A 26,219-nucleotide genomic window follows, 5' to 3' on the forward strand; every position below is an offset into this window, starting at 1 on the left:
GATCTGCTTGACCGCTTCGATCTTGAATTCTTCGGGGTATCTCTGCTTGCTCATGGCACCTCCTATTGGGCCTCAGGTTTGAGGCTCAGAGGTGTCTAGAAAACCCGGGGCGATTCATGTTGCAGATGAAGTACCGGACGCGAACCTACTATACGGACGCCCAGAAGGCATTGATGTGGGAGCGATGGAAGCAAGGCTGGACGCTCCATCAGATTGCCCAGTTGTTCAATCGATCCCACACGTCAGTGCAGGGAATCCTTTCGCGAACTGGCGGCTTTCGGCCGCCGCCACGCAGCCGCTGTGCGACGGTACTGACGCTGGCTGAGCGCGAAGAGATCTCGCGCGCTGTGGTGGCTGGCTTCTCGATCCGCTCAATTTCTGCCTTGCTGGGGCGCGCGCCGTCGACGATCAGTCGCGAGATCAAGCGCAACGGTGGGCGATTGGACTACCGGGCCACAGACGCAGATTGCGCTGCCTGGGATCGTGCACTGCGTCCCAAGCAATGCAAGCTCGTCGAGAACAGAGCGTTGGCGCGTGTCGTGGCCGACAAGCTTCGGGCGCTGTGGTCGCCGGAACAGATCGCCGGGTGGCTCAAGCATACTTATCCGTGCGACGAGAGCCACCACGTGTCACACGAGACCATCTACCGCAGCGTCTTCATCCAAGCGCGTGGCGCCTTGAAGAAGGAACTGCTGCAGCATTTGCGGCGCACACGCGGCATGCGCCGATCCCGGCATCACACGCAGAAGACCGATATTCATGGGCAGATCGTTGATGCCGTCTCGATCAGCGAACGGCCCGCGTCGGTAGAGGATCGCGCAGTGCCAGGTCACTGGGAGGGAGACCTGGTCTTTGGTAGCCACAACAGCCAGATCGCTACGCTGGTTGAGCGCCAGACGCGGTACGTCATGCTCGTAAAAGTGGACGGCAAGGACACCGAAACGGTCGTCAACGCCCTGATCAAGAACGCTCGAAAACTCCCTCAAGAGCTCTACAAATCGCTGACGTGGGATCGAGGCAAAGAGATGGCTGGCCACAAGCGCTTCACGCTCGCCACTGACATTCAGGTCTACTTCTGTGATCCACGAAGCCCTTGGCAACGCGGCAGCAACGAGAACACGAACGGCTTGCTCAGGCAGTACCTGCCAAAGGGTATCGACATCTCGATCTACTCACAAGCCAAGCTCAATGCGTTGGCGAGACAATTGAATGAGAGGCCGAGAAAGACCCTCGGCTTTCAAACGCCGGCTGAGATGTTCAGCCAGACCGTTGCATCGACCGGTTGAATCCGCCGCCCACAGCCGTCAGAACAATCTCCAGAGTGCCTGCCTGAAAGCCGAAGTTCAGAACGAGGGCACGAACTACAAGCACCGCGCGGCGGTAAGCGATGCCGGCGGGCGTTGCGGTGACGCGCCAGCAGTCCGGATGATGGAGGGGTGATGAGCCTCACAGCGCGAGCTAAGCTGCTCGCTATGACAAGTCAAGTTGCCATCCCCACCGATGAGGAACACCTCAGCAGCCTTGCTCATCCACAAAGCCATTTGTTGAAGCGAGCGTACGCTCAGGTAGACCCCGCAGACACGCCGACCAAGGCGTTGAGCGTGGCTCTTTCCTGCCTGTACCAAGCCGCAACCTGCCATCGACAGTGCCATGGCGGCCCGCACGTCCTCGAAGCCCTGTTTGGTCGTGCCTACAACCTCGGAGTCAGTTCCTGGACATTGATCTGTGTCTGCCAGTACGACGAGGCACTTAACCTTATTCGCGGTCTGAGCGAAATCAACAATCTTGTTTTGCTACTCACAATAGATCAGTCACTTATCTCGAAGTGGCTCAATGCCACCAAGAAGGAGCGGCTCAATGGCTTTGGCCCCGCCGCCGTTCGCAAGGCACTTCTCGCGAAAGGAATGTCGGCGGACTTTGTTGGCGTGGACTGGTACGCAGAGTTTTGCGAGAAATATGTCCACCCGACTCCAACAACCCGTCCCAACCAGCACACTGACGGCCTTCCTGGACAGATCGGCCCGGTCCCTCAAGCCGATGGTGAGCAGTTAGCACTCTCAGAGCTGTTCGAGGCCGCAGTAAGGGCTGCGCTGGCAGCATCTAAGTGGTTCGACATGCCGGATATTGCGGAGAAGCTTCAACGAATGATCGAGGACGAAGCGAAGTGAGCGCGGGTAGCAGTCGTCCATCCTAAGCTTCTGCAATCAGTCTGAAGCAGACGACTCTAAGGGGCCGCCCCTGGCCGTCTCCAGCCCTTCGCCTCAGATACTGATCGAGCCTCTAAACCCTCGCGCGGCGTAGTACGACTCAGCGCCGTTGTGATACACGAAAACCTTGCCGTACCGTCTGTCGCAAAACAGCGCGCCGCCCAGCTTTCTGACGTCAGGCGGGGTTGCCACCCAGCTGGATGTCTTCAAGTCGAACTCACCGAACTGTTGAAGGGCGCGATATTGCACCTCCGTCAGCAGCGACACGCCCATGACGGCAGCCACGTCGATGGCGCTGCCTTTCGGCTTGTTCTGTTTCCGGGAATGCAACGCTTCTTCGTCAAAGCAAAGGCTCCTGCGCCCCTGCGGACTTTCGGCCGCGCAATCGCAGAAAAGGTAGGTGCCGTCATCGTCCGCAGCCCCGATGACATCCGGTTCGCCTCCGGTCGTCTCCATCGCATGGAGCGACTTCAGCTTCTGCGGGCTGCCTTGCAAGCGAACATGAACGTCGGCCCAGTCGATGCCTGGGTGTCGGTGCCTGTGTTGCTCGAAGCGCAGTTTCAACGTACCGATGAACACTTCGCGTTGTTCTGCCTTCATCTCGCTTGCTCCTGTTCCTTGAATCGGATGCCCTGCCTGAATTGTGCTGCGCTCGAATGTCCGTTGTTGGCCAGAGGCGCTCTAGCGGGAAAGGCTCCGCGATTCCGATCCTGCGGGCTCAACACACGGTGCATCCCACGCCGCCGCTGGGCAGCGTCACCTTCCTGTCACAAGGCTCGGGGTTAATCCCCGCAGCCGCGCGGGTGCGCGGCACCCTTGCCCAGGAACTGCACATGACACAACAACAATCGATCTCGGGACGGCCTCTGCTGGCGTCCATCGCCACGGCCCTTCTGGTCGCGGCCTGCGGTGGCGGAGACGGCGGAGGAACCGCCACCGCGGGCAGCGGCGGTGGCCCCGGCACAGCGCCGGTCGCCAAGACCGTCAACGGCGTCTTCCTCGATGCCGCCGTCGAGGGACTGGACTACGTGGCAGGCAACGGCGCGAAGGCTCAGACCGGCGCCAAGGGCGACTTCGTCTGCGAAGAAGGCCAGACCGTGCAGTTCAGCGTCGGCGCCCTGGTGCTCGGCAGTGCGACCTGCGGCACGACCGTGACGCCGCTGACCCTGACGGCCGGCACCGACCTGAAGGCCGACGCCGTGGTCAATCGCCTGCTCGCGTTGCAGAGCTTCGACGAAGACCGCGACCCCTCCAACGGGATCCGTCTGACGGCCGAACTCCGCGCCGCGCTGAAGGCCGGTGCCCTGGACTTCACCGCGCCTGCTGCGTCGTTCGACACCGCCCTCAACGGTCTGCTGGCCGCGTTGCCCGCCAGCTATGCGGACCGCACGGTGGATGCCAACCGCCGCGCGCTGGCGCTCGAGCATTTCCAGAACACGCTCGCCGCGCAGCTCAACACCGTCATCCAGGAATCGGCCACGCAGACCAACGCGCTCGGCACGCTGGCGCTGAAAGTCTCGCGCTACCAGCTGCAGGCCGATGCCAAGTACTACGTGCCGTACGAAGGCGACAACGCCAAGACGCGCGCCGACTTCCCGAACGGTTTCCTGCCGGCCTACGGTTCCGGCCTGGCCTTCAAGGGCACGGCGGCCGATGGGGCGCTGGAGTTCTACGCCATCACCGACCGCGGCCCGAACGGCGACGGCCCGAACGCACCGGTGCCGGGTGCGGCGGCCGGTACGCTCAACATCAGCAAGGTGTTCCCGGCGCCGTCCTTCGCGCCGAGCTTCGGCGTGGTGCGGGTGGGTGCGAACGGCGCGGTGCTGCAGTCGAGCACGCCGCTGCGCCTGAACGCCGACAGGAAGCTCACGGGCCTGCCGCCGCAGACCGGCGTCGGCGCCACCGGCGAGACGCCGCTGACCGACAAGTACGTGTTCGACGCCACCAAGGCCAACTTCGACGCCAATGGCCTCGACCCCGAGACGATGGTGCTCGACAAGGCGCGCAAGGTGCTGTGGACCAGCGACGAGTACGGCCCCTTCGTGGCGCGCATTGCCATCGACACCGGCATCGTCGAGAAGCGCTATGGCCCCGGCAACGGCGCGGCCGACCTGCCGATGGTGCTGGCGCTGCGCCGGCCGAACCGCGGCATGGAAGGCCTGGCGCTCGATGTGGCCAGCGGCAAGCTGCACGGCTACCTGCAGAGCCCGATCGATCCGCGCGACAGTGCGGGCAAGTCGATCCAGGCGAAGCCACCGGGCGGCAAGAACACCGACGTGCGCCACATTGCGAAGTTCGCGCGCTGGCTTGAGTTCGATCCGACCACCGAGACTTCGAAGCTCTACGCCTATCCGATCGACGGCAGCCTGTACGACAAGGACCGCACCGGCAACGCCAAGCTCGGCGACCTGGTGAGCCTGGGCAACGGCCGCTTCATCGTGATCGAGCAGGGCGCGCGCAAGAGCGACGGCAAGGTCATGAACAAGCTGTTCCTGGTCGAGGTGCCCGCCGATGCGACCAACATCGCCGCCATGGATCAGAACCTGGAGATCAGCAGCATCACGCAGGCCGCCTCGAACGGCGTCGACTATGCCGGCGTCGTCACGCTGCGCAAGACCGAGCTGCTGGACCTCAACGCGCTGGGCTGGCTCGCCGAGAAGGCCGAAGGGCTGGCGCTGGTCGACGACCACACGCTGGCACTGGTCAACGACAACGACTTCGGCGTGAGCACCATCCTGCTCGATGCCAACGGCAAGACCGTGGCGGGCAGCATGGAGGACTGCACGGTCGATGCGGCCGGTGCCATCGTCTCGGGCTGCCCGGCCGGCGTGGTCGGCGCGCGCATCGCACGCGGCAGCGACCTCGAGCGGCCGACGCGCTTCTGGATGCTTCGCTTCGACACGGCCTTGTCGACGCTGCGGGTGCCCGGCGTCGCGCCCTGAGGGCTACAGGGCCGTGAGGCCGGCCGGCAGCAACCGGCCGAGCCAGGCCACGGCTGCGGCGATGTCCGCCAGCGCCGTCGCCCAGTAGAGCGTCATGAAGCTCGCCTTGCGCACCTTGTGGCGGAACAGGCGCTGCGCGCACCAGGCACCGGGCCAGCCGCCGATCAGCGCCAGCAGGTGAAGGGTGCTTTCCTGCGTGCGCCAGCGCCCGGTCTCGGCTGCGTGCTTGTCGAAGCCGTAGACGAAGAAGGTGAGAAGGCTGAGCGGCAACAGCACGCCCACGGCGATCGCTGGAATGCGCGACACCCAGACGCCATAGCCCACCAGCGCCGCGTAGCCGAGGGCCAGCACGAGAAAGGGCCAGGCGGACGATGGCGCGGGGGCGGCATCGCGCCGGCGGGCGCGTTTCGGCGCAGCAGGGCGACGGCGGTGCGCATCGGCCGGCATCGGTGGCGGCGAACTGGCCGGGCGGCGAAGCGTCGCCCCGATCGCCTCGACCGCCACCGCGCGCGGCCCTTTGCCGCCGACGTGGATCTCCTCGAAGCGCAGCGCCATGCCGACCTGCGGCGCCACGCCGCGGTCGACGAAATCGTCTCCTTGACCACTCAAATGCAAAGAGCCCGCCGAAGGGGCGGGCTCTTTTGCGGGGCGTACGGACTGCTGCGACTCAGCTTGGCAGGCCGGTCACCTGCATCGACAGGTCGAACAGCTTCGCCTTGCCGGCGTAGTAGCGGTCGATGCGCCATTCCTTGAGGATGTCGATGGCGATGTCGAAGGTCTCGAGGTCGAGCTTGTAGAGATCGGCGACGTTGAATTGGGTTTCGGATTCGAGCGCGAGCACGAGCTGCGCGAGCGTGCGTGCCGACTCGCTCGAAGGGTTGGCGACGATGAATTTGCGGGCAGATTTGATGGCGTTCACGAGTGATCCTTCAAAGGGGGATGGCGGCAGACCCGGGGCCGTGGTCTCCGGGTTTGTCCGGTTGAATGACGACGCTTGCGACGGCCGGGAATCGAGGGATTGTCGCAACTCTCATGTGACAGTTTTGTGACGGTTCGACACTTTGGGCCTACCCCGGCTCGGCCTCGTCGCGCAGGATGTGCAGCGGCAGGTCGTGCTGCCTGGCGATCGCTTCGATCTCGTCGCAGTCCAGCCTTTGCAGGAAGGCCGCGATCGCTGCATGCGTGGACGACCGGAACATCGCGTTCCCCGCCTCGGCGCCCAGGCCTGCCGCTGCACACAGGCGCTGCGCGAAGTGCGGCTCGAGCGCGGCGAGGGCGACGCGCCCGTCGCGGCACGGGTAGACGCGGTAGCCCGCATGCGCGCCGCCGACCGAGCCGCCGGGCGTGGTGAGTCCCCATTGACGCGGCAGCGCGAGGTAGTGCGCGGCGGCCGACAGCGCCACCTCGATGCGCGTGCCGCTGCCGTGCATGCTGCGGTGCAGCAGGGCCTGCAACACGGCCTCGCTCGCCATCAGCGAGCCCGCCATGTCGGCGTAGAGCGTGGGCGGCAGCGCGCAACCGGCGACCAGGCCGCTCTCGGCCAGGTAGGTCAGGTCGTGGCCGGGTTCTTCGGCGCGGGCACCCGAGGCGCCGACGATGGCGACCACCGACAGGCGCGGATGTCGGGCGTGCAGCGCCTCCCAGCCGAGCCCCAGCTTGTCGAGCGCAGAGGGCCGGAAGGAGGTGATCAGCACGTCGGTCCTCGCGAGCTCGATGCCGAGCTGGGCACGACCTTCTGCGGTCTTGAGGTCGCCCCGCACGTGCGCGATGCCTTCGTGCATCTCGGCATAGGCCGCCGGTGCGTAGAGGCTCATCGGGTCCGCCGACGCGCCCGGCGCAGCGGGCGGCTCGAACTTGACGCAGTCGGCGCCCATGGCGCGGCAGCGCATCAGCGCCGCGGGGCCGGGGAGGTTGAGGGCGAGGCTCAGCACGCGGGTGCCGGCGAGGGGGGCGAAGGCCGGAATGGTCATGGCAAGGTCAGTCGATGATGGCGGCGCCGCGTTGCGCCAGGAGGTCGCGCAGCAGTGAGCGGTGGCAACGCGCCGCGTCTTCGCAATAACAGCCGACCGCCATCGCGCCGTGGTGCGACAGCGCGGCCAGCAGGTCGAGGGTGCGGCTGGCATCGGGCTCGGCCATCTCGCGCTGGTAGAGGCGCGTGAAGCCGGCCCACTGCGCCGGCGTTTCGGCGGCCTGGCCGAGCTTCATCGTCTCGGCCGAGGGCGCGAGGTTCGGGTACCACACGTCGTACCAGTCCTGGGCGGCGAACGCGGTCTTCGGCACGCCGCGCGGCGGGCGCCGAACCGTGCCGATGCGCAGGCCCTCGCCGGGCGCACGTGGACTGCCGAGACGAATGATGCGGATGGCCATGGATGTCTCCTTGAGGTGCGTGTTCAGGTGCCGACGACGCCGCCGTCGCGCCGCTGCACCACCACCGTGGCCGAGCGCGGTCGCGTGCTGGCCGGCAGCGTGCCGTCGGGCCAGGCGCTGCTGAGCGCACCGGTGCCATCGTCGCGGCGCTCGCCGGGGTGCTGCACGTTGACGAACAGCGTGCGGCGGTCGGGCGTCACGACGCAGCCCGTGATCTCGCAGCCGTTCGGCCCGACGAGAAAGCGTCGGATGCGTCCGCTCGCCGGGTCGGCGCACAGCAGCTGGTTGTTGCCCAGCGCGGCATGGGCGCCGGTGCCGATCGCCTGGCCGCTCATGTCGGTCTGGATCCACAGCAGCCCGCCGCTGTCGAAGTGCAGCCCGTCGGGCGAGCCGAAGGCGTCGTCGTCGGCCCGCGGGTAGCGTGCGCCGATGTCGGGCAGGGCCGGGTCGCCGGCCTGCACGAAGTGGTCCCAGGCGAAGCCGGTGCTGGCCGCGTCGCCACCGTCTTCGCGCCAGCGCAGGATGCCGCCGAAGAGGTTGGGGCCGCGCGGGTTGGCGGCGTCGATTGCCGGCTTGCCAGCGGCGCCGCGCTGGCTGTTGTTGGTGAGCGTGACGTAGACCTCGCCGGTGCGCGGGTGAACCGCGATCCATTCGGGCCGGTCCATCTTCGTCGCGCCGACCACATCGGCCGCGAGCCGGGCATGCAGCAGCACTTCGTCGGGGCCGGCGAAGCCGTGTGCGGCGTCCAGCCCGCCGCGGCCGTGCACGAGCTCGAGCCAGCGGCCGCGGCCATCGGCATCGAAGCGCGCGACGTGGAGCGTGCCGTCGTCGAGCAGCATGCGGTTCGCGGCGCGCGCCGCGGCGTCCTCGCCGGGGCGGACCTTCTCGCGGCTGACGAACTTGTAGATGTACTCGAAGGCCGCGTCGTCGCCCATGTAGACCGCCACGCGGCCGTCCTTGGTCAGCGTGCAGGTCGCGCTCTCCTGACGCTTGCGGCCCAGCGCGGTGCGCTTGACCGGCGTGCTGGCCGGGTCGAAGGGGTCGATCTCGACCACCCAGCCGAAGCGGTGTGCCTCGTTCGGCTGCTTCGACAGGTCGAAGCGTTCGTCGAAGCGCCAGTACTCGACCCACTGCGCGCCGGGCACCGTGCCGTAGCGGCGCTGCGCTGGCGTGATGCGCGCGGCCGCATCCGCCGGGCCGCCGAAGTAGCCGTGGAAGTTCTCCTCGCAGCTGAGGTAGGTGCCCCAGGGCGTGACGCCCATCGCGCAGTTGGCGAAGGTGCCGAGCACCTGCTTGCCCGTGGGGTCGGCCGCCGTGCGCAGCCAGGGCGAGCCGGCGGCTGGCCCGGCGATGCGCATCGGCGTGGCGCCGTGGATGCGCCGCGCAGAACGCGACGGCAGCACCTGCCGCCAGCCGTCGGCCGTGCGCTCGATCTCGATCACCGACACGCCCATCGCATGCAGCGACTTGCGGACCTTCTCGGCTGTCCAGCGGCCGACGCCGTCGGTGTGGAGCAGCCGCTCGTCGGTGTACTCGTGGTTCATCACCAGCAGGCCGCGCGTGCCGTCGCTGCCGAGCGGAAAGAAGTGCATGCCGTCGTGGTGCATGCCGGCCTGCACCGCCTGGTCGTCGGCGCTGTTGCTGCCATCGGGCGCGAAGGCCGGCATCGCGCCGGCGATGCCGGTCGGCGTGCCCCAGGGGTACAGCACCTGGGCACGGTACTCGGGCGGCAGCGTGATGCCGTCGTGCAGCGTGGACGGCACCGCGCCGAAGCCCAGCAGGGCCGGGTCGGCGCGGCCCGGCGCCGCGCAGCCCGCGCCCATCAACGCGACCGTGGCGGCCACGCCGGCCTGCAGGAAGCCGCGGCGGTCGAGCACGCGGTCGTCAGACGCCATGGAAGCGCACCGTTTCCTCGAGCGGGGCGCGCTCGCTCACCAGGCCGTCCAGCGGATGCGCCGTATCCGCCAAGCCGATCGCCATGCCCGAGAAGAGCATGCGCCCCGGCGGCAGGGCGATCGCCTGGCCGATCGTCTCGGGGTACATCGCCCAGCATTCCTGCGCGCAGCTGTCCAGCCCTTCGGCGCGCAGCAGCAGCATCACCGTCTGCAGGTACATGCCGAGGTCGGCCCACTGCGGCGGGCCCATGAAGCGCTCGACCGAACAGAAGAGCGCCATCGGCGCGTCGAAGAAGGCGAAGTTGCGCGCGAACCAGCGGCGCCGCGCGGCCTTGTCCTCGCGCGGAATGCCGAGCCGCGCGTACATCTGCTCGCCGATCTGGAAGCGGCGCTCGCGCCAGGGCGACGGCAGGTCCGGCGGATACACCGCATAGGCGGGCGTCTCCTGCGTGCCCGCCGCGAGCAGCACCTGCATGCGGGCCTTGAGCGCCGCCAGCGGTTCGCGCGTGAGCACATCCACGTGCCACGGCTGCAGGTTGCCGCCGGACGGCGCGCGCGCGGCGCGTTCGAGCACGCGGCGGATGGTGTCGGCCGGCACCGGGTCGGGCAGAAAGGCGCGGACCGAGCGGCGGGAGGCGATGGCGTCGTGGAGATGCATGCGCCGATGATGCCGCGCCCGTCCGCCGGCCGTCGTCGCCGGTGCGATATGTGAGCTTCGAGCGCGTCTCCAGACGGACCTCAAGGGCGTGCGCTGAGAGAACTGTCCCGCGGCTTGAGCCGAACAATCGTCGGGAAGTGGCCAGAAGCAGCCGGTTGACCGCACTGCAGAATGCATGAGGAAGCGGACGTTCGCTGTGCGCGTACAACGCGCTCGCCGAGCGAGACCGCAATTCGACGTCACCCCTGTAGGCACAAGGGGCGACACGGGTCTGTGTAGACCGACGTGCCGGGCGACGGCACACGGCGGATCAGTTGGTGCGCTGCTCGAGCTGGTCCTTGCCGCTGGCCGGCGCCGATGAAGGCGATGCCTGGCCGACCGGCTCGGTCACGGTCGGGGAGCCGGACACCGCCGCATCGTTTCCGTCTCCGTCGCTGCCGCCGCCACCGCAGCCGCCGATCAGGGCGGCGATGGACAGGAGCACGAGCGCGTTGAGTTTGGCTGGCATGTTGTTTACTTTCTTGAATGAGGATGAAGGGCGTGCAACCGCCGTCGCCGCCCGGCCGGGAGCCCGCCAGGTGGCCGAAAGGCGCCTGGCAGGCAGGGCGTTGTGCAGCGTCGGGGATGGGTGGTGTGTGCACCACCCGTCGACATCAATTGATGTTCGCGCCCATGGCGTGGAACGGCTTGCCCGGGACCTTGAACGTGCCGCCGTATTCGAACGGCGCGTTGTTCAGCAGCTTGCAGCCGCCCTTCTCCTTCGAGCAAGCCGACGAAGCTCCGTAGGTGTGCCAGACCATCGTGCCGTACAGGAAGTTGTGGATGCCCTTGCCGCCGTAGTCGGCCACGCTGAGCACGTAGCTTTCGGTGCCGTGGTTGTCGGTGTCTTCCGTCGAGATCGGGTCGACCATCCGGCTTTCCTGCAGCGTGCGTGCCACGGAACCCGCGTTGATGTTGGCATCGAAGCGAACCCACTGGATCTTCCGGTCGCCGCGTGACGTCACGATCACCTCGCGCTCCACCGTGTTGGGATAGGTGTCAGTCGCGGCGACGAACGCCTTTTCCTTGGCGTAGGTGAGGCCGGTCGGGTTGCGCCCGACGGCCACGGAGAAGCGTTCCACGATGTCCGACGGCGAGCCGCCGGCCTGCTGGTTCAGGTAGCCCGACCCGAGGTCGAACACGCGCAGCTTGCCTTCTTGCGTGGCGATGAACGCGCGGAACGGTGCGGCCAGCGCCACCTTCACGGCCGTCGGCCGGTTGTCCAGGTCCATCACCTTGATCACCGACGGCTTCTGGCTCGGCGCCACGTCGAAGGTGTACGGCCACTGCGATGGCTGCGTGCCACGGTTGGCGATCATGCTGTTGAAGCCCGACTGCGATTGACCGAAGTACTGCTGCTTGTAGTACGCCAGGAGCGGGCGCAGGTCGACGAACGCGGCGCGCTTTTCCGACTTCGAGATCACCACCGCCATGCCGGTGCGGGCGTAGGCGTTGGCCAGGTCGCCGTTGAAGTAGCGGGCGCGAACGCTGGCATTGTCGAGGTCGGTGTCGAAGTAGCGGCGAACCAGCTGATAGTCGTTGTTGGCCAAACCGGTGGACACGGAGATCTCCGTCGGCGCTCGCATGCTCTCGGGCAGGTCCACGAAGCCGACGAGCTTGATGAAGTTGTAGTTGCCCAGCCCCGGCAGGCCCGGGTAGGAACGCTTCCAGTTGCCCCAGTTGCCGCTCCATTGGGATTCGTTGGCCATGGTGCAGTTCTGGCAACCGTCACCCAGCGCCAGCACGGCGACCTGTCCGCGCATGGCGGCCGTGTCCCACACGGTCACCAGGGCGAACTCACCGCTGTTGGTGATGGTGATGGCCGTGGGCACCTTGCCCGAGGGCAACTGCGTGCTGACCTGCGTGCTGGCGGTGTTGCTGCCGACGCTCACGATGCGGCCGTCGGCGTAGACCGCCAGGGTGTTGGTGCACCAGCCGCCGCGGCCATAGCACTTGCCCAGCGCCACCGGCTTGTCGAGCGGGAAGCTCTTGAGGTAGGAGACGATGCTCGCATCGAGCGCGCCGCCGTCGTTGGAGGGACCGTCGTAGCGTGTCCAGCTCGGCTCGGGCTCGACCGACATCGTGTTGTGCGCCACGTTGATGGCCTGCACGGAGCCCAGGCCCGGGGCGTAGGACTTCTTGTAGAAGCTGGCGTCGGGCGTGGCGTCGGCGATGTAGCCGAAGTTCAGGATGCTCGAGCTGAAGTCGCCCGGTTCGTAGTCAAGTGACCCGCCGACTTGCCAGTTGCCGCACCAGCTCGTCCAGCCACAACCGCGGTTGCCTCGGCCGTTGGGGTTCTGGATCGACACCATGTTCATCGACTGGTCGGGGCGCTTGCCGTAGGTCGGCAGGCCGCCCTGCGTGGCAGTGCCGTAGTCCGTCGAGGACGGGCCGTAGCGGTAGGCGATGGCCGCGTCGGTACCCATCTTCTGCGCCATGGCCTGGTACTCCGCGTTCGACACCGCGCCGTTGACCATCACGTCGCCGGAAATGCCCAGCACGTTCGGGGTGGCAGGCGCAGGGGCAGGGGCAGGGGCCGGAGCGGGTGCGGGGCTCGGCGCGGGTGCCGGAGCGGGCGCTGGCGTGCCGGGGGTGGACGTGGCGGCCGTGTAGCAGGACTTGCTCACGCCCGGTGCTGGATCGCCGAACAGCGGGTCGCCGCAGGTGTAGGTGCCCGCAGCGAGCACCTTGGTCACCGTCTGGGTCCCACGCCCGTACACGACGCCTGTTGTCGTCGTCAGCGTGAAACGGCCACTTTGACCGGTGATCTCCTTCAGCTGCGCGGTGGAAGCGCCAGTTGTCGGAGCACCTGGGGTTGCGACTGCATAACAGGCCTTCGGCTTGCCTGGTGCGGGATCACCGAAGAGTTGGTCACCACAGACATAAGTGCCGCTGGCAAGCGACTTCTGGGTCATGAGGACACCCCAGCCGTAGGCAACGGCGGAGGTTGAAGTCAGCTTGAACGAACCGCTTTGTCCGGTCAGCATCGTGAGCGCTGTGGAATTGGAATTGGAAGTGGGAGTTGAAGCCGGTTCAGAGCTTGGCGATGCCGATACATAACAGGCCTTCGGTACGCCCTTTGCCGGGTCGCCGAACAACTGATCGCCGCAAACATAAGTTCCTGCGCCTAGCGTCTTGCTGTTGAACATGCCATTCGCACCGTAGCTCACCACAGTGGCGGAAGCCAAAGTGAAAGAACCGCTTTGGCCGGCCAACGCTGGTGTTTGCGCAGAGGCAGAAAACGGCATGCTAATGGCAAATGCAACGAGAGTGCCCAAGCGTGCGTCAATTAATTTTTTTGACAAAATAATTTCCTAAATAAGGTCTTAAACAAATTGCGCGCAAGACGCGGCCAACAGCTGATCTAAAGCCGTTTACGAAACACCCGGCGTCACGCCTGGGTCGAAGGAAAAAAGTGCGGGCGAAGCGAGGTCAGGCGAGCCCTGACGCAGTGCCCGAAGGGGTAAAGCGCCTCTGCGACCGAAGGCGCCCTTTTCCTACTTCACAAAACGTGAAATAGGCACTGTCGTGACATGAACCCAAATTAGTTATATTCATGCCGAATGAGAGGAATTTGCATTACCCTCACCGGGGATCTTGTCCTACAGACAGGCTGATTCTGAACCGAACCTGATATTTCGGCAACAAAAATGCAAATATTTGGATATTTAAAATATTTAAATATTTATTAAATGGCTATTTAGTACTATCGGGAGGTAATTCGTATTACTTCGCCGATTAACTAATTGCTTAATCAGGAGCTGTCGGCGCTTCGCCGCCCCAATTCATGGCGCTCAGCGGGTGAGACCGTCGTCGCTGTCTGGCGCCCGACAGGCCCTGGCCGCGTCATCGATCCCGGCGCGGCGTGCCAGGCGACCGACGCCACTGCGGCCTTCCTGCAAGCGTCAGGCGTTCTGCTTGAAGGCGGCCACGATCTCGTCGATCAGCGCCCGGATGCGCGCCGTGTGCCGCAGGTCCTGGTGGGTGACGAGCCACACGTCGTAGGGCACGGTGGTGCTGCGCTCGGGCCACACGCGCACGAGGCCGTCCCGCTCGCCGAACGGCAGCGGCAGCTCGCCCATGCCGATCCCGGCCTTGATCATCGCGCGCAGCATCAGGCTCGAATAGACGCCCGACACCATGCGACCGCCCTGCAGCGGCTCGCCGACCAGCGTGTGCGCCCGGTTGGCGCTCAGGTGCGGCTGGTACACCACCAAGTCATGGCCGGCGAAGGCGGTGCCCGCCACCGGTTCGCCGTGCCGCTTCAGGTAGGCCTTGGACGCGAACAGGCCGATGGGCCAGCGCGCGAGGCGGCGCGCGATCAGGTCGGGGTTCTCCGGCTTCGCGGTGCGCACCGCGACGTCGGCCTCGCGCTTGGCCAGGCTCAGCAGCTGCGTCGTCGTGTTCAGCATCACCTTCACCTCGGGGTGCTCTGCGTGCAGGCGGCCGATGGCGGGGATCAGGAACTCGACGGCGATCGAATCGGTGGTGGTCACGCGCACCTCGCCCGCGAGCCGGTTGTCGACACCCTGCGACTGGCGCACCAGGTCGTTGGCGAACTGCTCCATCTTCTCGGCAGACTTCAGCGCGGTTTCGCCAGCGGACGTGAGCGCATAGCCGTCCGACGCGCGCAGGAAGAGCTTGGCGCCCAGCGCCAGCTCCAGCGCGGCGACGCGCCGGCCCACCGTGGCCTGGTCGAGGTCCAGCGTCTTGGCGGCGCGCCGCAGCGTGCGTTCGCGTTGGACCGCCAGAAAGATACGGGTGTCATCCCAGTTCATGAAGCGCCTCGAAGTGATGCAAATATGCATTGCTCAGCGGCAATCATGCCGCACTTTTGCATTGATTCGATGCCTACACTTTCCTGGACGTACCGCCGCACGATTCAACGATCCCTTCTCGATCGATCGCGCGGCGCTCGAAGGAATCGGGACCATGTCCACCACCTCTCTCGCCCCGGCCCGGACCGACCCGCGCGCGGCCTGGCGCCACATCTTCGCGGGGCTGTGCGCCAGCCTCGTGGGCATCGGGCTGGCCCGCTTCGGCTACACCCCGCTGATTCCGCCGCTGATCGAGGCTCACTGGTTCGCGGCGGCCGATGTCGTCACCCTCGGCGCGGCGAATCTCGCGGGCTACCTGGTGGGCGCCCTGCTGGGCCGGCCGATCGCCGGGCGCATCGGCAACACCGCCACGCTGCGCTGGATGATGGTTGGGGTCACGGCGGCCTTCGTCGGCTGCGCGTTCCCGCTCTCGCTGGCCTGGTTCTTCGCATGGCGCCTGGTGTCCGGCGTGGCCGGCGGCACCATCATGGTGCTGGTGGCGGCCACGGTGCTGCCGCACGTTCCCCCGGCGCGCAAGGGCCTCGCGAGCGGCGCGATCTTCCTCGGTGTCGGCCTGGGCGTGGCGGCTTCCGGCACGCTGGTGCCGCTGCTGCTGCACCTGGGCCTGCGCGGCACCTGGCTCGGGCTGGCGGGCGTCTCCGGCCTGCTCGCCGCGGCCAGCTGGTTCGCGTGGCCTGCGTCCGGCCGGTCCGGCTCCGTCGACACGGCCGCACCGGCCCCTGCAGCCGCAACCCACGCACCGACCGGGCCCGGCTTGCGCGTGCTGTACGCGCAGTACGCGTTGATGGCCGTCGGCCTGGTGGCGCCGATGGTGTTCCTGGTGGACTTCATCGCGCGCGGGCTCGGCGCCGGCGCGCATCTCGGGTCCTTGTTCTGGGTGCTCTACGGCGTGGGCGCGATCGTCGGCCCACCGCTCTATGGCCTGCTGGCCGACCGCATGGGCCCGCGCCCGGCGGTGCGGCTGGCGCTGGTCGTGCAGGCGCTGGCGCTGGCCTGCGCGTACGGCACCAGCAACCTCGTTGTGCTTGCCGTGCTCACGGTCGTCATCGGCACCTTCCCGCCGGGCATCGTGCCGCTGGTGCTGGCACGGGTGCATGAATCGGCCCCGCACAGCGCGGTGCGGCAGAACCTGGTCTGGAGCCGCGCCACCACGGTCTTCGCGGCCTTCCAGGCAGCGGCCGGCTATGCCTTCTCGGCGCTGTTCAACGCAAGCGGCGGCAACCATCGGCTGCTGTTCATCCTCGCGGCGGCGGCGCTGGTCGTCGCGCTGCTGGCCGACCTGGGCAGTCCGTTCGCGGTGCGCCGCAAGGCACCGCGCCCGGCCTGCCAGGGCTAGAGGCCGATGCGGTTCGTCCGGATCGCCCCGTTCTGCGGGCACACCGGGCGCCTCCCGGCCCAGACGCACCCTGCAGCGAAGACCTGCAGCGCGACGATCACGAAGAAGTAGCCCCCGGTGTCGACGCCCCACGACGGCGCTGCGCGAGAGCCGCCGACCATCAATCCAGCCAGCGCGGCCGGCGCGAACGCGTAGAGCGCTTGCGAAAGCGCCACGCTCCGCGCCACCACGCGTGGCACGTTGACCGGCGCGAACTCCGCTTGCGCAATGAGTGGCGGCAGCGAGGTGGCGTTGCCGATGCCGAGCCCGAAGAGCACGACGCCCAGCAGGAAAAGTGCGAGATGTTCCGGCCCGGCGATCCACAGGAGCAGCGTGCCGATGGCCTGCATGGCGTAGCTGGCCGCTGCGGCGCGGCGTCGATCGGTGCGCCCCACCAGCAGCCGCGCCATGATCAAGCGGCCGCCCATGCCGCAGCCGGTCGCCAGCGCCATGACCCCGCCCGCCAGCCGGGGTCCCATGTCGGGCGCCATCAACGAGAAGAGTTGGGCGATCAGCCCGATCTGGGCAAAGAGGCCCATCGACATCGCGGCGGCGAGCGTCAGGAATCGGCGGTCGCGCCAGAGCGTCGGATGGGTGGTGGCACCCGGCGCCAAGCAAGTGCCGGCACGCGCGGGCTGGTCTTCGCTCGTGGGCGTTCGTGCGAGTTCACGTGTCGCGATGGACATCACCACGGCGACCATGGCCAGCCCCACCATCATGGCGGCGGCCGGGAAGCCGACACGGTCGATCAGGACGGCCCACAGTGGCGAGAACACCATGCCGCCCACACTGGCGCCGTTGTAGGCCTTGGCCAGCGCGAGGGGCCGTCGGTCGGCGAACCAGGGCGAGACGATCGCATTGATGCCCGCCGCACCCAGCGGCACCCAGCCCCCGCCGGTGAGCAGGGCGGCGACGAAGAGCTGCCACGGCTCGTCAGCCGCTGCCCAGCCCAGGACGCCGATGGCCAGCGCGATGGCGCCGGCCAGGGTGGTGGTTGCAACGCCAAATCGCCGGTGGATCCGCGGCAGCAAGGCGACGACACCTGCACCGAACAGGAAGTGAAAGGTGACGGCGGCGGACACCAGCGTCAGCGACCAGCCCGTGCGCACAAGCACTGCATGCAGGAAGACCGGCGGGCCGTAGAACCCGACCCCCCAGCCGAACAGCGCGACGACGAAGGCCGCGCGAACGACGGTGTTCCCGTAGAAGTGGGGGGCGGGGGACGAGGGTGACATGGTGCGAGCGTTTCGAGAGGCGGCGTGCCGCGATGCGCTCGATGCTGCGGCGCTGGCCCCGCTGCACACTTCGCCGCGGAACGAAGTGTTGCCGTGTCCGTCTGCCGTACGCTTGGACCCGAGGCCACACCATGAACACCAACCACATTGCCCGCATCGCTTCCCTGGTCGGAGAACCCGCGCGCGCAGCGATGCTGCTGCAGCTGATGGACGGCCGCCTGCTGACCGCCACGGAGCTGGCCAGGGCCGGGCACGTGTCGCCGCAGACCGCCAGCCGTCATCTGGCGCAAATGGTGGAGGCGGGCCTCATGGGTGTCGAACAGCGCGGGCGGCACCGCTACCACCGGCTCGCATCCGCCGAGGTGGCCAAGATGCTCGAAGGCATGATGCAGATCGCGGGCGAAGCGCCGGTGCAACGCCGCATTGCGGTCGGGCCGCGCGACGACACGATGCGCAGGGCCCGCATGTGCTACGACCATGTCGCCGGCCGGCTCGGGCTCGCCATGGCCGAGTCACTGTTGATCGAGCAGGCGATCGAGTTCGACGGCGAAGGTGGGCACGTCACCGATCGATTGGGTGACGTGCTCCAGCGCTGGGGACTTGCGCTCGATCCCGCGCCGCCGCCAGCGCGCAGCGCCCGGCCCTACTGCCGGCCCTGCCTGGACTGGAGCGAGCGAAAGATGCACCTGGCCGGCCGGCTCGGCGCGATGCTTTGCACGCACTGCCTGGACAAGGGATGGCTGACCCGGGCCGCGGGCAGCCGGGCGTTGACGATCTCGCCCGAAGGCGCCCAAATGTTCAGGGACCGCCTGGGGCTCGATGCGTGGCGTCGTGTGACGGACGCGGACGCTAGATCTTGAAAGCCCGCTGGATGTCCGGCCGCACCAGGTCCGCGTAGTCGCGGTGCTTGCGGATGTAGCCGGCGATGAACTGGCACACCGGGATCACGTGCTTGCCTTCGCTGCGCGCGGTGTCGAGCACGTGCTTCGCGAGGGTCGAGCCGACGCCCTGGCCTTCGTGCGCCTCGAGCACTTCGGTGTGCGTGAACATGATGGCGTCGGTCAGCAGGTTGTATTCGCAGTAGCCCGCGAGCTCGGTACCGATGAAGGCCTCGTAGCGGTGCTTCTCGGCGTTGTTCGTGATCTGGATGTCTGGCATGGCGGCCTCGTGATGTGGGTTCAGGGGTTGCGGGAGAGGAATGCCTTGAGGTTCGACGCGGCCGTTCCGCGCACCTTGCGCCGCAGGCTCGGCGACCAGCCCAGCAGCAGACCCGGCACGCCGAGCGCCTGGCGCGCCCAGGTCCAGAAGGCGAAACGGTCGCGGTGCGTGGCAATGAGGCCGTCGGGCGTGAAGGTGAAGCGCGCGTCGATCGCGTTGTCGACGATGCGGCCGGTGGCGCTGAAGAGGTAATGCGCGTCCCAGTGCGCCTGGCCGCTGGCGGCATCGGCCTGCACGTCGCGGTAGCTCAGCTGCCACACGTGCGCGCCCTTGGCCTGCGTGCCGGCGCACAGCATCTTCCACATGCCGCCGACCTCGCGCGCGCCGCGCAGGTCGAACACCTCGTCGCGGAAGGTCGCGTCGGGCGCGTAGCAGGCGGCCATGGTGTCGGCGTCCAGGCGCGCGAAGGCGTCGTAGAAGCGGCGGATCGTCTGTTCGCTGGCGTGCATGGTTCGTCCTTGCGAAAGGGTCAGGGGGGGGCGAGCAGCGTGGCCAGCGTCTGCAGCGCGTGGGCCACGGTGGCCTGGCGCACCGTCGCGCGGTCGCCGTCGAAGCGGCGGCGTTCGGTGCGCGTGGCGCCGCCCACCGACCAGCCGAACCACACGGTGCCCACCGGCTTGTCGGGCGAGCCGCCGGTCGGCCCGGCGATGCCGGTGACCGCGAGCGACACCTGGGCACGCGAATGCGTGAGGGCGCCCTCGGCCATCGCGCGCGCGACCGGCTCGCTGACGGCGCCATGCGCGGCGATCAGCGCGGCATCGACGCCGAGCGCTTCGTGCTTCGCCTCGTTGGAATAGCTCACGAAGCCGCGCTCGAACCAGGCGCTGCAGCCGGCGCGTTCGGTGCAGGCGGCGGCGATCAGCCCGCCGGTGCAGCTCTCGGCGGTGACGAGCATGGTGCCGCGCTGTGCGAGCAACTCGGCCACGCGCGCGACCAGGTCGGGGAGGGAATCGTTGGCGTCGTTCATCGCCGGCGAGTATGCCGCGACCGACCGCCGGTCGGGCTCACCAGGCGCGCCACAGCGCGATGACGACCAGCGTGCAGAAGGCCGCGACCAGGTCGTCGAACAGGATGCCGAAGCCGGCGATGGCCCAGCGCATGTCCTCGGCCGCGGCGCCCTTCTGCTTGCACAGGGCGTCGGCCCACGCGATGGGGCCGGGCTTGGCCGCGTCGAAGAGGCGGAACAGCACGAAGGCGGCGAACTGCGCCCACAGCCCGGCGGGCGTGACCAGCCAGAGGATCAGCCAGAAGGCGACGACTTCGTCCCACACGATGTGGCCCGGGTCGGCCACGTTCATGTGGCGGGCGGTCACGGTGCAGGCCCACCAGCCGATCGGCAGCGACGCGAGGATCACCCAGCCGATGGTGGCCGGCGACAGCCACAGCTGCATCACCACGAAGGCGGCCCAGGCCCACAGCGTGCCGACGGTGCCGGGTGCCATGCGGGGCAGGCCGGAGCCGAAGCCCAGCGCGATCAGGTGCGCCGGATGCGAGAGCATGAAGCGGACCGTGGGATGCGCCACGGTGGGGAGGATGGGAGAAGCAGACAAGGGCAGGCTCTCGGTCAGGCAAAAGTTCAGGCGAAGTGGTCGAAGGCGCCGAATCGCTGCGCGACCGGTGCGCCACCGGCATCGACGATGCGCAGGCCGCGCTCGGCCTCGATGCGTCCGATGCGCGCCACCGGCGTGTCGGCCCGTTGCGCGGCGGCGGTCACCGCGTCGCGCCGATCGGCCGGTGCGGTGAAGAGCAGCTCGTAATCGTCACCGCCCGACAGCGCGCACAGGCGCAGCAGCTCGGGTGCCAAGCCCGCCGTCGCGGCGAGCGGATGGGCCGGCAGCAGCATGCACGCCACCGCGGCATCGGCGTCGACCTGCGCGCCGACGCCACTGGCCCGCAGGATGTGGCCCAGGTCGCCGACCAGGCCGTCGCTCACGTCCACCGCGGCGGTCGCGATGCCTTGCAGCGCCTGGCCGAGCGCGGTGCGTGGTGCTGGTGTTTCCATGCGCTGGCGCGCGATGTCGAACAACGCGGCCGGCAGCCCCAGCGTGCCGCGGAAGACCTCGAGCGCCATCCGCGCGTCGCCCAGCGTGCCGCTGACCCACAGGTCGTCGCCCGCCCGCGCGCCCGAGCGCAGCAAGGCGGCACCCGCCGGCACTTCGCCGAACACGGTGATGCAGATGTTGAGCGGGCCGCGTGTGGTGTCGCCGCCGACGAGCTCGCAGTCGTGCGCGTCGGCCAGCGCGAACATCCCGCGCGAGAAGCCTTCGAGCCAGCCTTCATCGACCACCGGCAGCGACAGCGCGAGGGTGAAGGCCAGCGGCTTCGCGCCGCAGGCGGCCAGGTCGCTGAGGTTGACCGCCAGCGCCTTGTGGCCGAGGCGGACCGGGTCGACCGTCGAGAGGAAATGCCGGCCTTCGACCAGCATGTCGGACGACACGGCCAGCTGCATGCCCGGTGCCGGTGCCAGCAATGCGCAGTCGTCGCCGGTGCCCAAGGGCGAGCGCTTGGCGGGCCGCGCGAAGTAGCGCGCGATCAGATCGAATTCGCCCATCGCGCTCACTTGGTGGGGTTCCGGAACCGCAGCGCCGCCTGCCGCACCACCTCGGCCAGCAGGTTTTCCTTGGCCTGCTTCTCGCGCAGCCAGCGCGCGTCGTTGCGGCTGGCCTCGACGTCGGTACGCAGTTGCGCGATCGACGACGTGGCGTTGATCGCCTCGCTGTGCCATTCGAGCTGCGTCATCGTCATCAGGATGTGCTCGCGCAGCGGCATGTGCTCGCCGGTCGCCGGGTCGACGTACACCGCGTCCAGCCCGAAGCGGCAGGCCTGGAAGCGGTTGTAGGTGTAGACCAGGTAGTCGTCCTCGGTGGGGGTGAAGGGCTGCTCCTGCAGGAACCACGCCCCCAGCGACTGCACGTAACCGGCCAGCGCGGCGGCGCGCTCGACGGTGAGTGGTGTGTCGAACACACGGATCTCGATGGTGCCGAACTCGGGCTTGGGTCGGATGTCCCAGTAGAAGTCCTTCATGCTGCGCACGACGCCGGTGCGGGTCATCTTGGCGAAGTAGGCCTCGAACTCGCGCCATGACAGCGTGAAGGGTGCGCGGCCCGACAGCGGGAAGGCGAACACCGAGTTGAGCCGGGCCGAGTCGAACTGCGTGTCCTGCCCCTGCACGTACGGCGACGAGGCCGACAGCGCGATGAAGTGCGGGATGTAGCGCGACATGCGGTGCAGCATCAGCAGCGCCGCATCGGCATCGGGGCAGCCGATGTGCACGTGCTGGCCGAAGATGGTGAACTGCTTGGAGAGGTAGCCGTACAGCTCCGACAGCTCGCGAAAGCGCGGCTTGTCGTAGATGCGGCGTTCGTGCCACTGCTGGAAGGCATGCGTGCCGCCGCCGACCACCGCGATGTTGAGCTTGTCGGCGTTCTTCACCAGCGCGTCGCGGATCGGCGTGAGCTGGTCGATCACGTCCTGCGCCGAATGGCAGATGTCGGTCGAGATCTCGATCATGCTCGAGGTCATCTCGGGCACCACGCTGCCGGGCAGCGGGGTCTGCGCCATCAGGCGCAGCATGTCCTCGGCATAGGGCGCGAGGTCGTAGTCGTTCGTGTTGACCAGCTGCAGCTCGAGCTCGACGCCGAGCGACAGCGCCTCGGACTTGTTGAAGGCCTCGAGCTTCACCGTGCGGTCGCGCGGCGACTTCGGCAGGTTGGCGATGCTCATCGTTGCGTCTCCCGGTCGTCGGTGCCGCGGAACACATCGGGCAGCCAGGGCTTGAGGCTTTCGCCGGAGGCATGGATGGCGACGGTGGCGAGCACCGCGCCCACCACCTCCATCACCAGGATGGCCGGCAGCGCGATCTGCGAGATCATCGCGCCGAGCAGCGGCGAGGCGGTGGCGAAGTTCGACGCGATCAGCAGTGCGATCGACGACAGCGGCGACATCGCGCAGCCGACCCAGAAGGCCTGCTTCCAGCTCGCGCCGCTGCCCTTGTTGGCGATGGCGACGCCGGCGATCTTGGCCAGCAGCCGCACGCCGATCACCGCCAGCACCAGGCTCGCCACCGGCAGGCTCCAGTCGCCCTGCGCGGCGACGATCGACACCAGCACGAACATCAGCATGGTCAGCAGCGAGGCGGCGGTGCCCAGCTGCCGCGGCCAGGCCCAGGGCTTGGGGTTGAGCTGCTTGAGCAGGATGCCGCCGATGAGTGCAGCCAGCGGCGCGGCCCCGCCGAAATGCGCGGCAAGTGCCGCGCCGACGCCGATCAGCGCCAGCAGCAGGATCGAGGTGTTCTCGCTGGTCGGGCTCATCACGCGCAGCGCCGAGCGCAGCGCCAGCGCCAGCACCGCGCCCACCACGAAGGACACGCCCAGCACCACCAGCACCGGGTAAAGCTTGTTCATGAGCCCGGCGGGGCCGCGCTCGAGCAGGCCGGCCTGCGCATAGCCGAGCGCGAGCGCGTAGAAGGTGTTGAGCGTGGCCAGCGTCAGCGCGCGCTCGGTCACCGGGCCGGAGGCGCGCGTGTCCATCACCACGCGGCTGAGCACCGCGGGCGAGGCGACGATGGCCATCAGCGCGACCGGGTTGGCCACCGGGTTCGGCACGCCCAGCCAGTGCAGCGTCCAGAACACGCCGAAGTAGGTCAGTGCCGATTCGAGCAGGCTCTGCAGCAGCACCATCGGGTTGTGGCGGAACCAGCGCAGCGGCAGCCGGCCGCCGGCCTCGAACAGCACGATGGCGACGCCGAGCTCCAGCAGGAACAGCGGAATGCCCTGCAGCGGCCACAGCGCGCCTTCGAAGCCGGCCAGGCCCACGACGGTGCCGACGATGGAATAGCCCACCACCTTGGGCATGCCCATGTAGCGCTGCACCAGGTGGCCGGACGCGGCCGCGGCCGCCAGCAGCAGCGACCACAGCACGGTGGGCAGCCCGGCGGAGGGGCGCACCCAGTCGGCCCAGAAGCCGAGGAGGTCGGCGGGAATGAAGGACGTCATCGGGAAGGAAGGAAGAAGCTCGCCGGCCGGCTGCGCACGCGCGCCCCGATGGCGCGGCGGATGCGGGCCCGGTCGAGGCCGCTCACGCTGTGCGCGCGCAGCGCCAGGCGAAAGGCAAAGTAGAAGCTCACGCCGACGTTCAGCGCGCCGATGGCCGGCACGGCGGCCACGGCCCACCAGAGCGCGGGCTCGTGCAGCACGGCCGGGCCGAGCGAGGCGGCGGCCGCGCCGATCTGGCCGGCCGACAGCGTCACGTGGCGCACGTCGAGCCCGAGCCCGAAGAAGGCCGCGAACGCCGGCACCAGGCCCAGCATCAGGCCCAGCGAAATGTTCGACGCGAAACCGGAGATGTGTGTGCGCATGAAGTCGGCCCATCGGCGGGCCCGTGCGGTGCCGAGCACGGCACCGATGCGGGGGTTGTAACGCATGGCGGAATCCAGGCGGTGCAGGACGAAGGCGTTTTCCGTCCAGCCCGCCACGATGCTGGCCGCGAACAATAACAGGCCGGTGAAGCCGGCATAGAGCAGGGTTGGCCCAGCCAGGGACAGGCCGTGCAGCACCTCCCGTGCGTGCGCCGCGTCGATCAGCGGCCGGCCGAGCGCCCACTGCGTGCCGGCGCCGATGGCCAGCATCACCGGCACCACCGTGCCCACGTTGCCGAACACCGCCGCCACCTGCGAGCGCACCAGGTGCGTGACCTCGTCGACGAAGTCGTCGATGGCGCCGTCGGCCTTCAGGTCGCGCAGCTTGGCGGCCATCGCCGGTGCGGTCATGGCCGGCTGCTTGGTGGCGAGCGTGAGGTGCAGCAGCTGGATCGCGACGAAGCTGGCCGCATACATCAACCCCGCGCCCAGGCCAGCCCAGAAGGCCGACAGGCCCAGCGCCAGGATGCCGAACTTGAGCAGCACCGTGATCGATGTCAGCGCGCCGCCGCCAGCCGCCTTGCGCACCATCTGCAGGTAGGCGCCGCGGTCGCGGGTGATGTAGTGCTCGCCGGCTTCGGCGCTGCGCTCGGTCACCTTGGCCGCGAGCATCGACGAGTTGGTCGCGACCAGCGCGCGCAGGCTGTTGCGCTCGCCGCCCGCCGCCACCAGCCGCCCGACCAGGCGCGCCACGCTGGCGTGCGGCGCGGGCGCCATCAGGCAGTCGAGCAGTTCGCGGATGCGCAGCACGCGCTCGCGCAACTGGCGCACGCGGAACACCAGGCCCACCGAGATGCCGTGGTCTTCGAGGTGGGTGTAGACCGACGAGGCGCCGGCGCGGCAGGCGTCGAGCCGGTCGCGGAAGGCGATGAAGGCAGCCTGCAGCTCGGCTTCGTCGACGGACTGGCGGAACATCGCGTCGCGCAGGTCGTCGAGCTCGGCCATGAGCGCGTGGAAGGGGCGCGCCGCGCGCGCCGCGTCGCTCATGCGCAGCCGCAGCTCGGGCGAGAAGCCGGCCGCGACCACCTGGCTGCTGCAGTAGGTCACGGCGTCCATCACGGTGTGGCGCCAGCGGGGCGCATCGTCGATCGGCGAGTCGGCCAGCACCGCGCCGATGCGTGCCAGCGCGGCGTCGTCGAGCAGCGCGATCCAGCGCGCGTCGAAGTCGCCCGGCAGCACCATGCGGAACAGCTCCGACGCATCGGTCGTCTCGGGCGTGCCGGGCAGCAGCTTGCGGCGCAGGCGGTCGGTCAGCTCGCTCAGGAAGGCGGTGCGCGGGGCGAAGCCGTAGTCGGCCAGCAACGTGGTCAGGTCGACGTCGCGGATGAAGGCCGCCCACCAGGCCTGCGCCTGGGCGCGCAGGGCGGGGCGGGCGTCGATGGCGTCGAGCAGCAGGCCGACGCGCGCCGCCGCGGCGTTGGGCGTGCTGCGGTCGCCGCGCAGCCAGTCGAAGAGCTCGATCAGCCAGACGTGGCGCGTGGCCACGTCCGCCGTCGGGTCGAGCCGGGCGAGCAGGGTCGACAGATCGCGCGGGGCGCTCATCCGTGGGGGGCGTGTGAGACGTGAGAGATGTGGTGCAACAGCGCGCGCGTCAATGCAGCACGCGCGAAGCCGGGGCGCCCGGGGCGTCGGCTTCCAGCAGGAACATCGGGACCGGCACGTCGAAGCGATCGCCCGCCTCGCTTACGAAGAAATAGCTGCCGTGCATGGTCCCGCTGGCCGCCTGCAGGCGGCAGCCGCTGGTGTAGCGGAAGGATTCGCCCGGCGCCAGCAGGGGCTGCTGGCCGATCACGCCCAGGCCCTTGACCTCCTGCGCATGGCCCGAGACGTCGTTGATCAGCCAGTGCCGCGCGATCAATTGCGCCGGCACCGCGCCCGTGTTGGTCACGGTGATGGTGTAGGCAAAGGTGTAGACGTGGTCCTCGGGGGAGGACTGGTCGGCGAGGTATCGCGGCTCGACGGCGATGTGCATGGCGGGCTGGGACATGCGGGGATGGTAACGGCTGCGCCCGGCGGCACGCTGCGACAA

25 protein-coding genes are annotated in these 26,219 nt (G+C 68.3%); 5 read left to right on the forward strand and 20 right to left on the reverse strand.

The annotated features are described in order from the left end of the window. The first annotated feature begins 125 nt into the window (after positions 1-125). Both ACSFA2_RS22545 and ACSFA2_RS22550 read left to right on the forward strand, forming a co-directional pair. A complete protein-coding gene (locus ACSFA2_RS22545; protein ID WP_435457680.1) occupies positions 126-1,286 on the forward strand; it encodes an IS30 family transposase in 1,161 nt (386 codons plus the stop codon). A gap of 153 nt (positions 1,287-1,439) precedes the next feature. Beyond that, positions 1,440-2,168, forward strand: a complete 729-nt coding sequence (locus tag ACSFA2_RS22550) for a hypothetical protein (protein ID WP_435457561.1) — start codon at positions 1,440-1,442, stop codon at positions 2,166-2,168. A 93-nt stretch (positions 2,169-2,261) separates the two neighbouring features. Here the strand turns inward: ACSFA2_RS22550 and ACSFA2_RS22555 are convergent, their stop codons facing one another. Beyond that, entirely contained in the window at positions 2,262-2,807 is a 546-nt protein-coding gene (locus ACSFA2_RS22555; protein ID WP_435457562.1) for a DUF4256 domain-containing protein, read from the reverse strand. 233 nt (positions 2,808-3,040) lie between these two features. On the opposite strand from ACSFA2_RS22555, the gene ACSFA2_RS22560 reads away from it, so the two are divergent. Further along, positions 3,041-5,149 carry an esterase-like activity of phytase family protein gene (locus ACSFA2_RS22560; RefSeq protein ID WP_435457563.1) on the forward strand — a complete coding sequence of 703 codons (2,109 nt, stop codon included), beginning with the start codon at positions 3,041-3,043 and terminating at the stop codon, positions 5,147-5,149. Positions 5,150-5,152: 3 nt separating this feature from the next. Here ACSFA2_RS22560 and ACSFA2_RS22565 read toward each other — a convergent pair whose 3' ends face one another. The 9 genes from ACSFA2_RS22565 to ACSFA2_RS22605 form a co-directional block, all read right to left on the reverse strand. Next, the gene (locus tag ACSFA2_RS22565) at positions 5,153-5,758 is read right to left on the reverse strand and encodes a DUF1294 domain-containing protein (protein WP_435457564.1); all 606 of its coding nucleotides are present in this window, start codon (positions 5,756-5,758) and stop codon (positions 5,153-5,155) included. A 58-nt stretch (positions 5,759-5,816) separates the two neighbouring features. Next, positions 5,817-6,068, reverse strand: a complete 252-nt coding sequence (locus ACSFA2_RS22570) for a hypothetical protein (RefSeq protein ID WP_140837985.1) — start codon at positions 6,066-6,068, stop codon at positions 5,817-5,819. Between the two features lie 148 nt (positions 6,069-6,216). Next, positions 6,217-7,119 (reverse strand): CoA transferase, encoded by a 903-nt coding sequence (locus ACSFA2_RS22575; protein WP_435457565.1) that lies wholly within the window; start codon positions 7,117-7,119, stop codon positions 6,217-6,219. A gap of 7 nt (positions 7,120-7,126) precedes the next feature. Further along, positions 7,127-7,516 carry a DUF488 domain-containing protein gene (locus ACSFA2_RS22580; RefSeq protein ID WP_435457566.1) on the reverse strand — a complete coding sequence of 130 codons (390 nt, stop codon included), beginning with the start codon at positions 7,514-7,516 and terminating at the stop codon, positions 7,127-7,129. A gap of 23 nt (positions 7,517-7,539) precedes the next feature. Next, positions 7,540-9,411: a PhoX family protein gene (locus tag ACSFA2_RS22585; RefSeq protein ID WP_435457567.1), complete on the reverse strand. Its 1,872-nt coding sequence runs from the start codon at positions 9,409-9,411 to the stop codon at positions 7,540-7,542. After that, complete coding sequence (locus tag ACSFA2_RS22590; protein ID WP_435457568.1) at positions 9,401-10,069, reverse strand: nitroreductase; 669 nt, start codon at positions 10,067-10,069, stop codon at positions 9,401-9,403. The genes ACSFA2_RS22585 and ACSFA2_RS22590 overlap by 11 nt, the downstream gene beginning before the upstream one ends. Before the next feature lie 310 nt (positions 10,070-10,379). After that, positions 10,380-10,577 carry a hypothetical protein gene (locus ACSFA2_RS22595; RefSeq protein WP_435457569.1) on the reverse strand — a complete coding sequence of 66 codons (198 nt, stop codon included), beginning with the start codon at positions 10,575-10,577 and terminating at the stop codon, positions 10,380-10,382. 145 nt (positions 10,578-10,722) lie between these two features. Further along, positions 10,723-12,804: a hypothetical protein gene (locus ACSFA2_RS22600; protein ID WP_435457570.1), complete on the reverse strand. Its 2,082-nt coding sequence runs from the start codon at positions 12,802-12,804 to the stop codon at positions 10,723-10,725. A 1,209-nt stretch (positions 12,805-14,013) separates the two neighbouring features. Then, positions 14,014-14,886, reverse strand: coding sequence for a LysR family transcriptional regulator (locus tag ACSFA2_RS22605; RefSeq protein WP_435457571.1), 873 nt, complete (start codon positions 14,884-14,886; stop codon positions 14,014-14,016). Between the two features lie 154 nt (positions 14,887-15,040). Between ACSFA2_RS22605 and ACSFA2_RS22610 the strand changes: the two genes are divergently transcribed. Beyond that, the gene (locus ACSFA2_RS22610) at positions 15,041-16,282 is read left to right on the forward strand and encodes a YbfB/YjiJ family MFS transporter (RefSeq protein WP_435457572.1); all 1,242 of its coding nucleotides are present in this window, start codon (positions 15,041-15,043) and stop codon (positions 16,280-16,282) included. On the opposite strand, the gene ACSFA2_RS22615 is transcribed toward ACSFA2_RS22610, so the two are convergent. Then, entirely contained in the window at positions 16,279-17,556 is a 1,278-nt protein-coding gene (locus tag ACSFA2_RS22615) for an MFS transporter (RefSeq protein ID WP_435457573.1), read from the reverse strand. The two genes, ACSFA2_RS22610 and ACSFA2_RS22615, sit on opposite strands and share 4 nt — an antisense overlap. Positions 17,557-17,687: 131 nt before the next feature. Between ACSFA2_RS22615 and ACSFA2_RS22620 the strand changes: the two genes are divergently transcribed. Further along, positions 17,688-18,416, forward strand: a complete 729-nt coding sequence (locus ACSFA2_RS22620; protein ID WP_435457574.1) for an ArsR/SmtB family transcription factor — start codon at positions 17,688-17,690, stop codon at positions 18,414-18,416. Here the strand turns inward: ACSFA2_RS22620 and ACSFA2_RS22625 are convergent. From ACSFA2_RS22625 to apaG, 9 genes are all read right to left on the reverse strand, one after another. Beyond that, the gene (locus ACSFA2_RS22625; RefSeq protein ID WP_435457681.1) at positions 18,406-18,813 is read right to left on the reverse strand and encodes a GNAT family N-acetyltransferase; all 408 of its coding nucleotides are present in this window, start codon (positions 18,811-18,813) and stop codon (positions 18,406-18,408) included. The genes ACSFA2_RS22620 and ACSFA2_RS22625 overlap by 11 nt on opposite strands. Further along, positions 18,735-19,223: a nuclear transport factor 2 family protein gene (locus tag ACSFA2_RS22630; RefSeq protein ID WP_435457575.1), complete on the reverse strand. Its 489-nt coding sequence runs from the start codon at positions 19,221-19,223 to the stop codon at positions 18,735-18,737. Before ACSFA2_RS22630 ends, ACSFA2_RS22625 begins: the two co-directional genes overlap by 79 nt. A 20-nt stretch (positions 19,224-19,243) precedes the next feature. Further along, entirely contained in the window at positions 19,244-19,741 is a 498-nt protein-coding gene (locus tag ACSFA2_RS22635) for a CinA family protein (RefSeq protein WP_435457576.1), read from the reverse strand. 37 nt (positions 19,742-19,778) lie between these two features. Then, a complete protein-coding gene (locus tag ACSFA2_RS22640; RefSeq protein WP_435457682.1) occupies positions 19,779-20,273 on the reverse strand; it encodes a phosphatidylglycerophosphatase A family protein in 495 nt (164 codons plus the stop codon). Between the two features lie 77 nt (positions 20,274-20,350). Then, positions 20,351-21,325, reverse strand: coding sequence for a thiamine-phosphate kinase (gene thiL, locus ACSFA2_RS22645; protein WP_435457577.1), 975 nt, complete (start codon positions 21,323-21,325; stop codon positions 20,351-20,353). 5 nt (positions 21,326-21,330) lie between these two features. Then, entirely contained in the window at positions 21,331-22,455 is a 1,125-nt protein-coding gene (locus ACSFA2_RS22650) for a YbdK family carboxylate-amine ligase (RefSeq protein WP_435457683.1), read from the reverse strand. 38 nt (positions 22,456-22,493) lie between these two features. Next, entirely contained in the window at positions 22,494-23,768 is a 1,275-nt protein-coding gene (locus ACSFA2_RS22655) for a cation:proton antiporter (protein WP_435457578.1), read from the reverse strand. After that, on the reverse strand, positions 23,765-25,732 hold the full coding sequence (locus ACSFA2_RS22660; RefSeq protein WP_435457579.1) for a site-specific recombinase: 1,968 nt from the start codon (positions 25,730-25,732) through the stop codon (positions 23,765-23,767). The genes ACSFA2_RS22655 and ACSFA2_RS22660 overlap by 4 nt, the downstream gene beginning before the upstream one ends. A 49-nt stretch (positions 25,733-25,781) precedes the next feature. Beyond that, a complete protein-coding gene (gene apaG, locus ACSFA2_RS22665; RefSeq protein ID WP_435457580.1) occupies positions 25,782-26,177 on the reverse strand; it encodes a Co2+/Mg2+ efflux protein ApaG in 396 nt (131 codons plus the stop codon). Between the last annotated feature and the right edge of the window lie 42 nt (positions 26,178-26,219).

It is taken from the genome of Variovorax cryoconiti (assembly GCF_051216395.1).
Taxonomy (GTDB): domain Bacteria; phylum Pseudomonadota; class Gammaproteobacteria; order Burkholderiales; family Burkholderiaceae_C; genus Variovorax.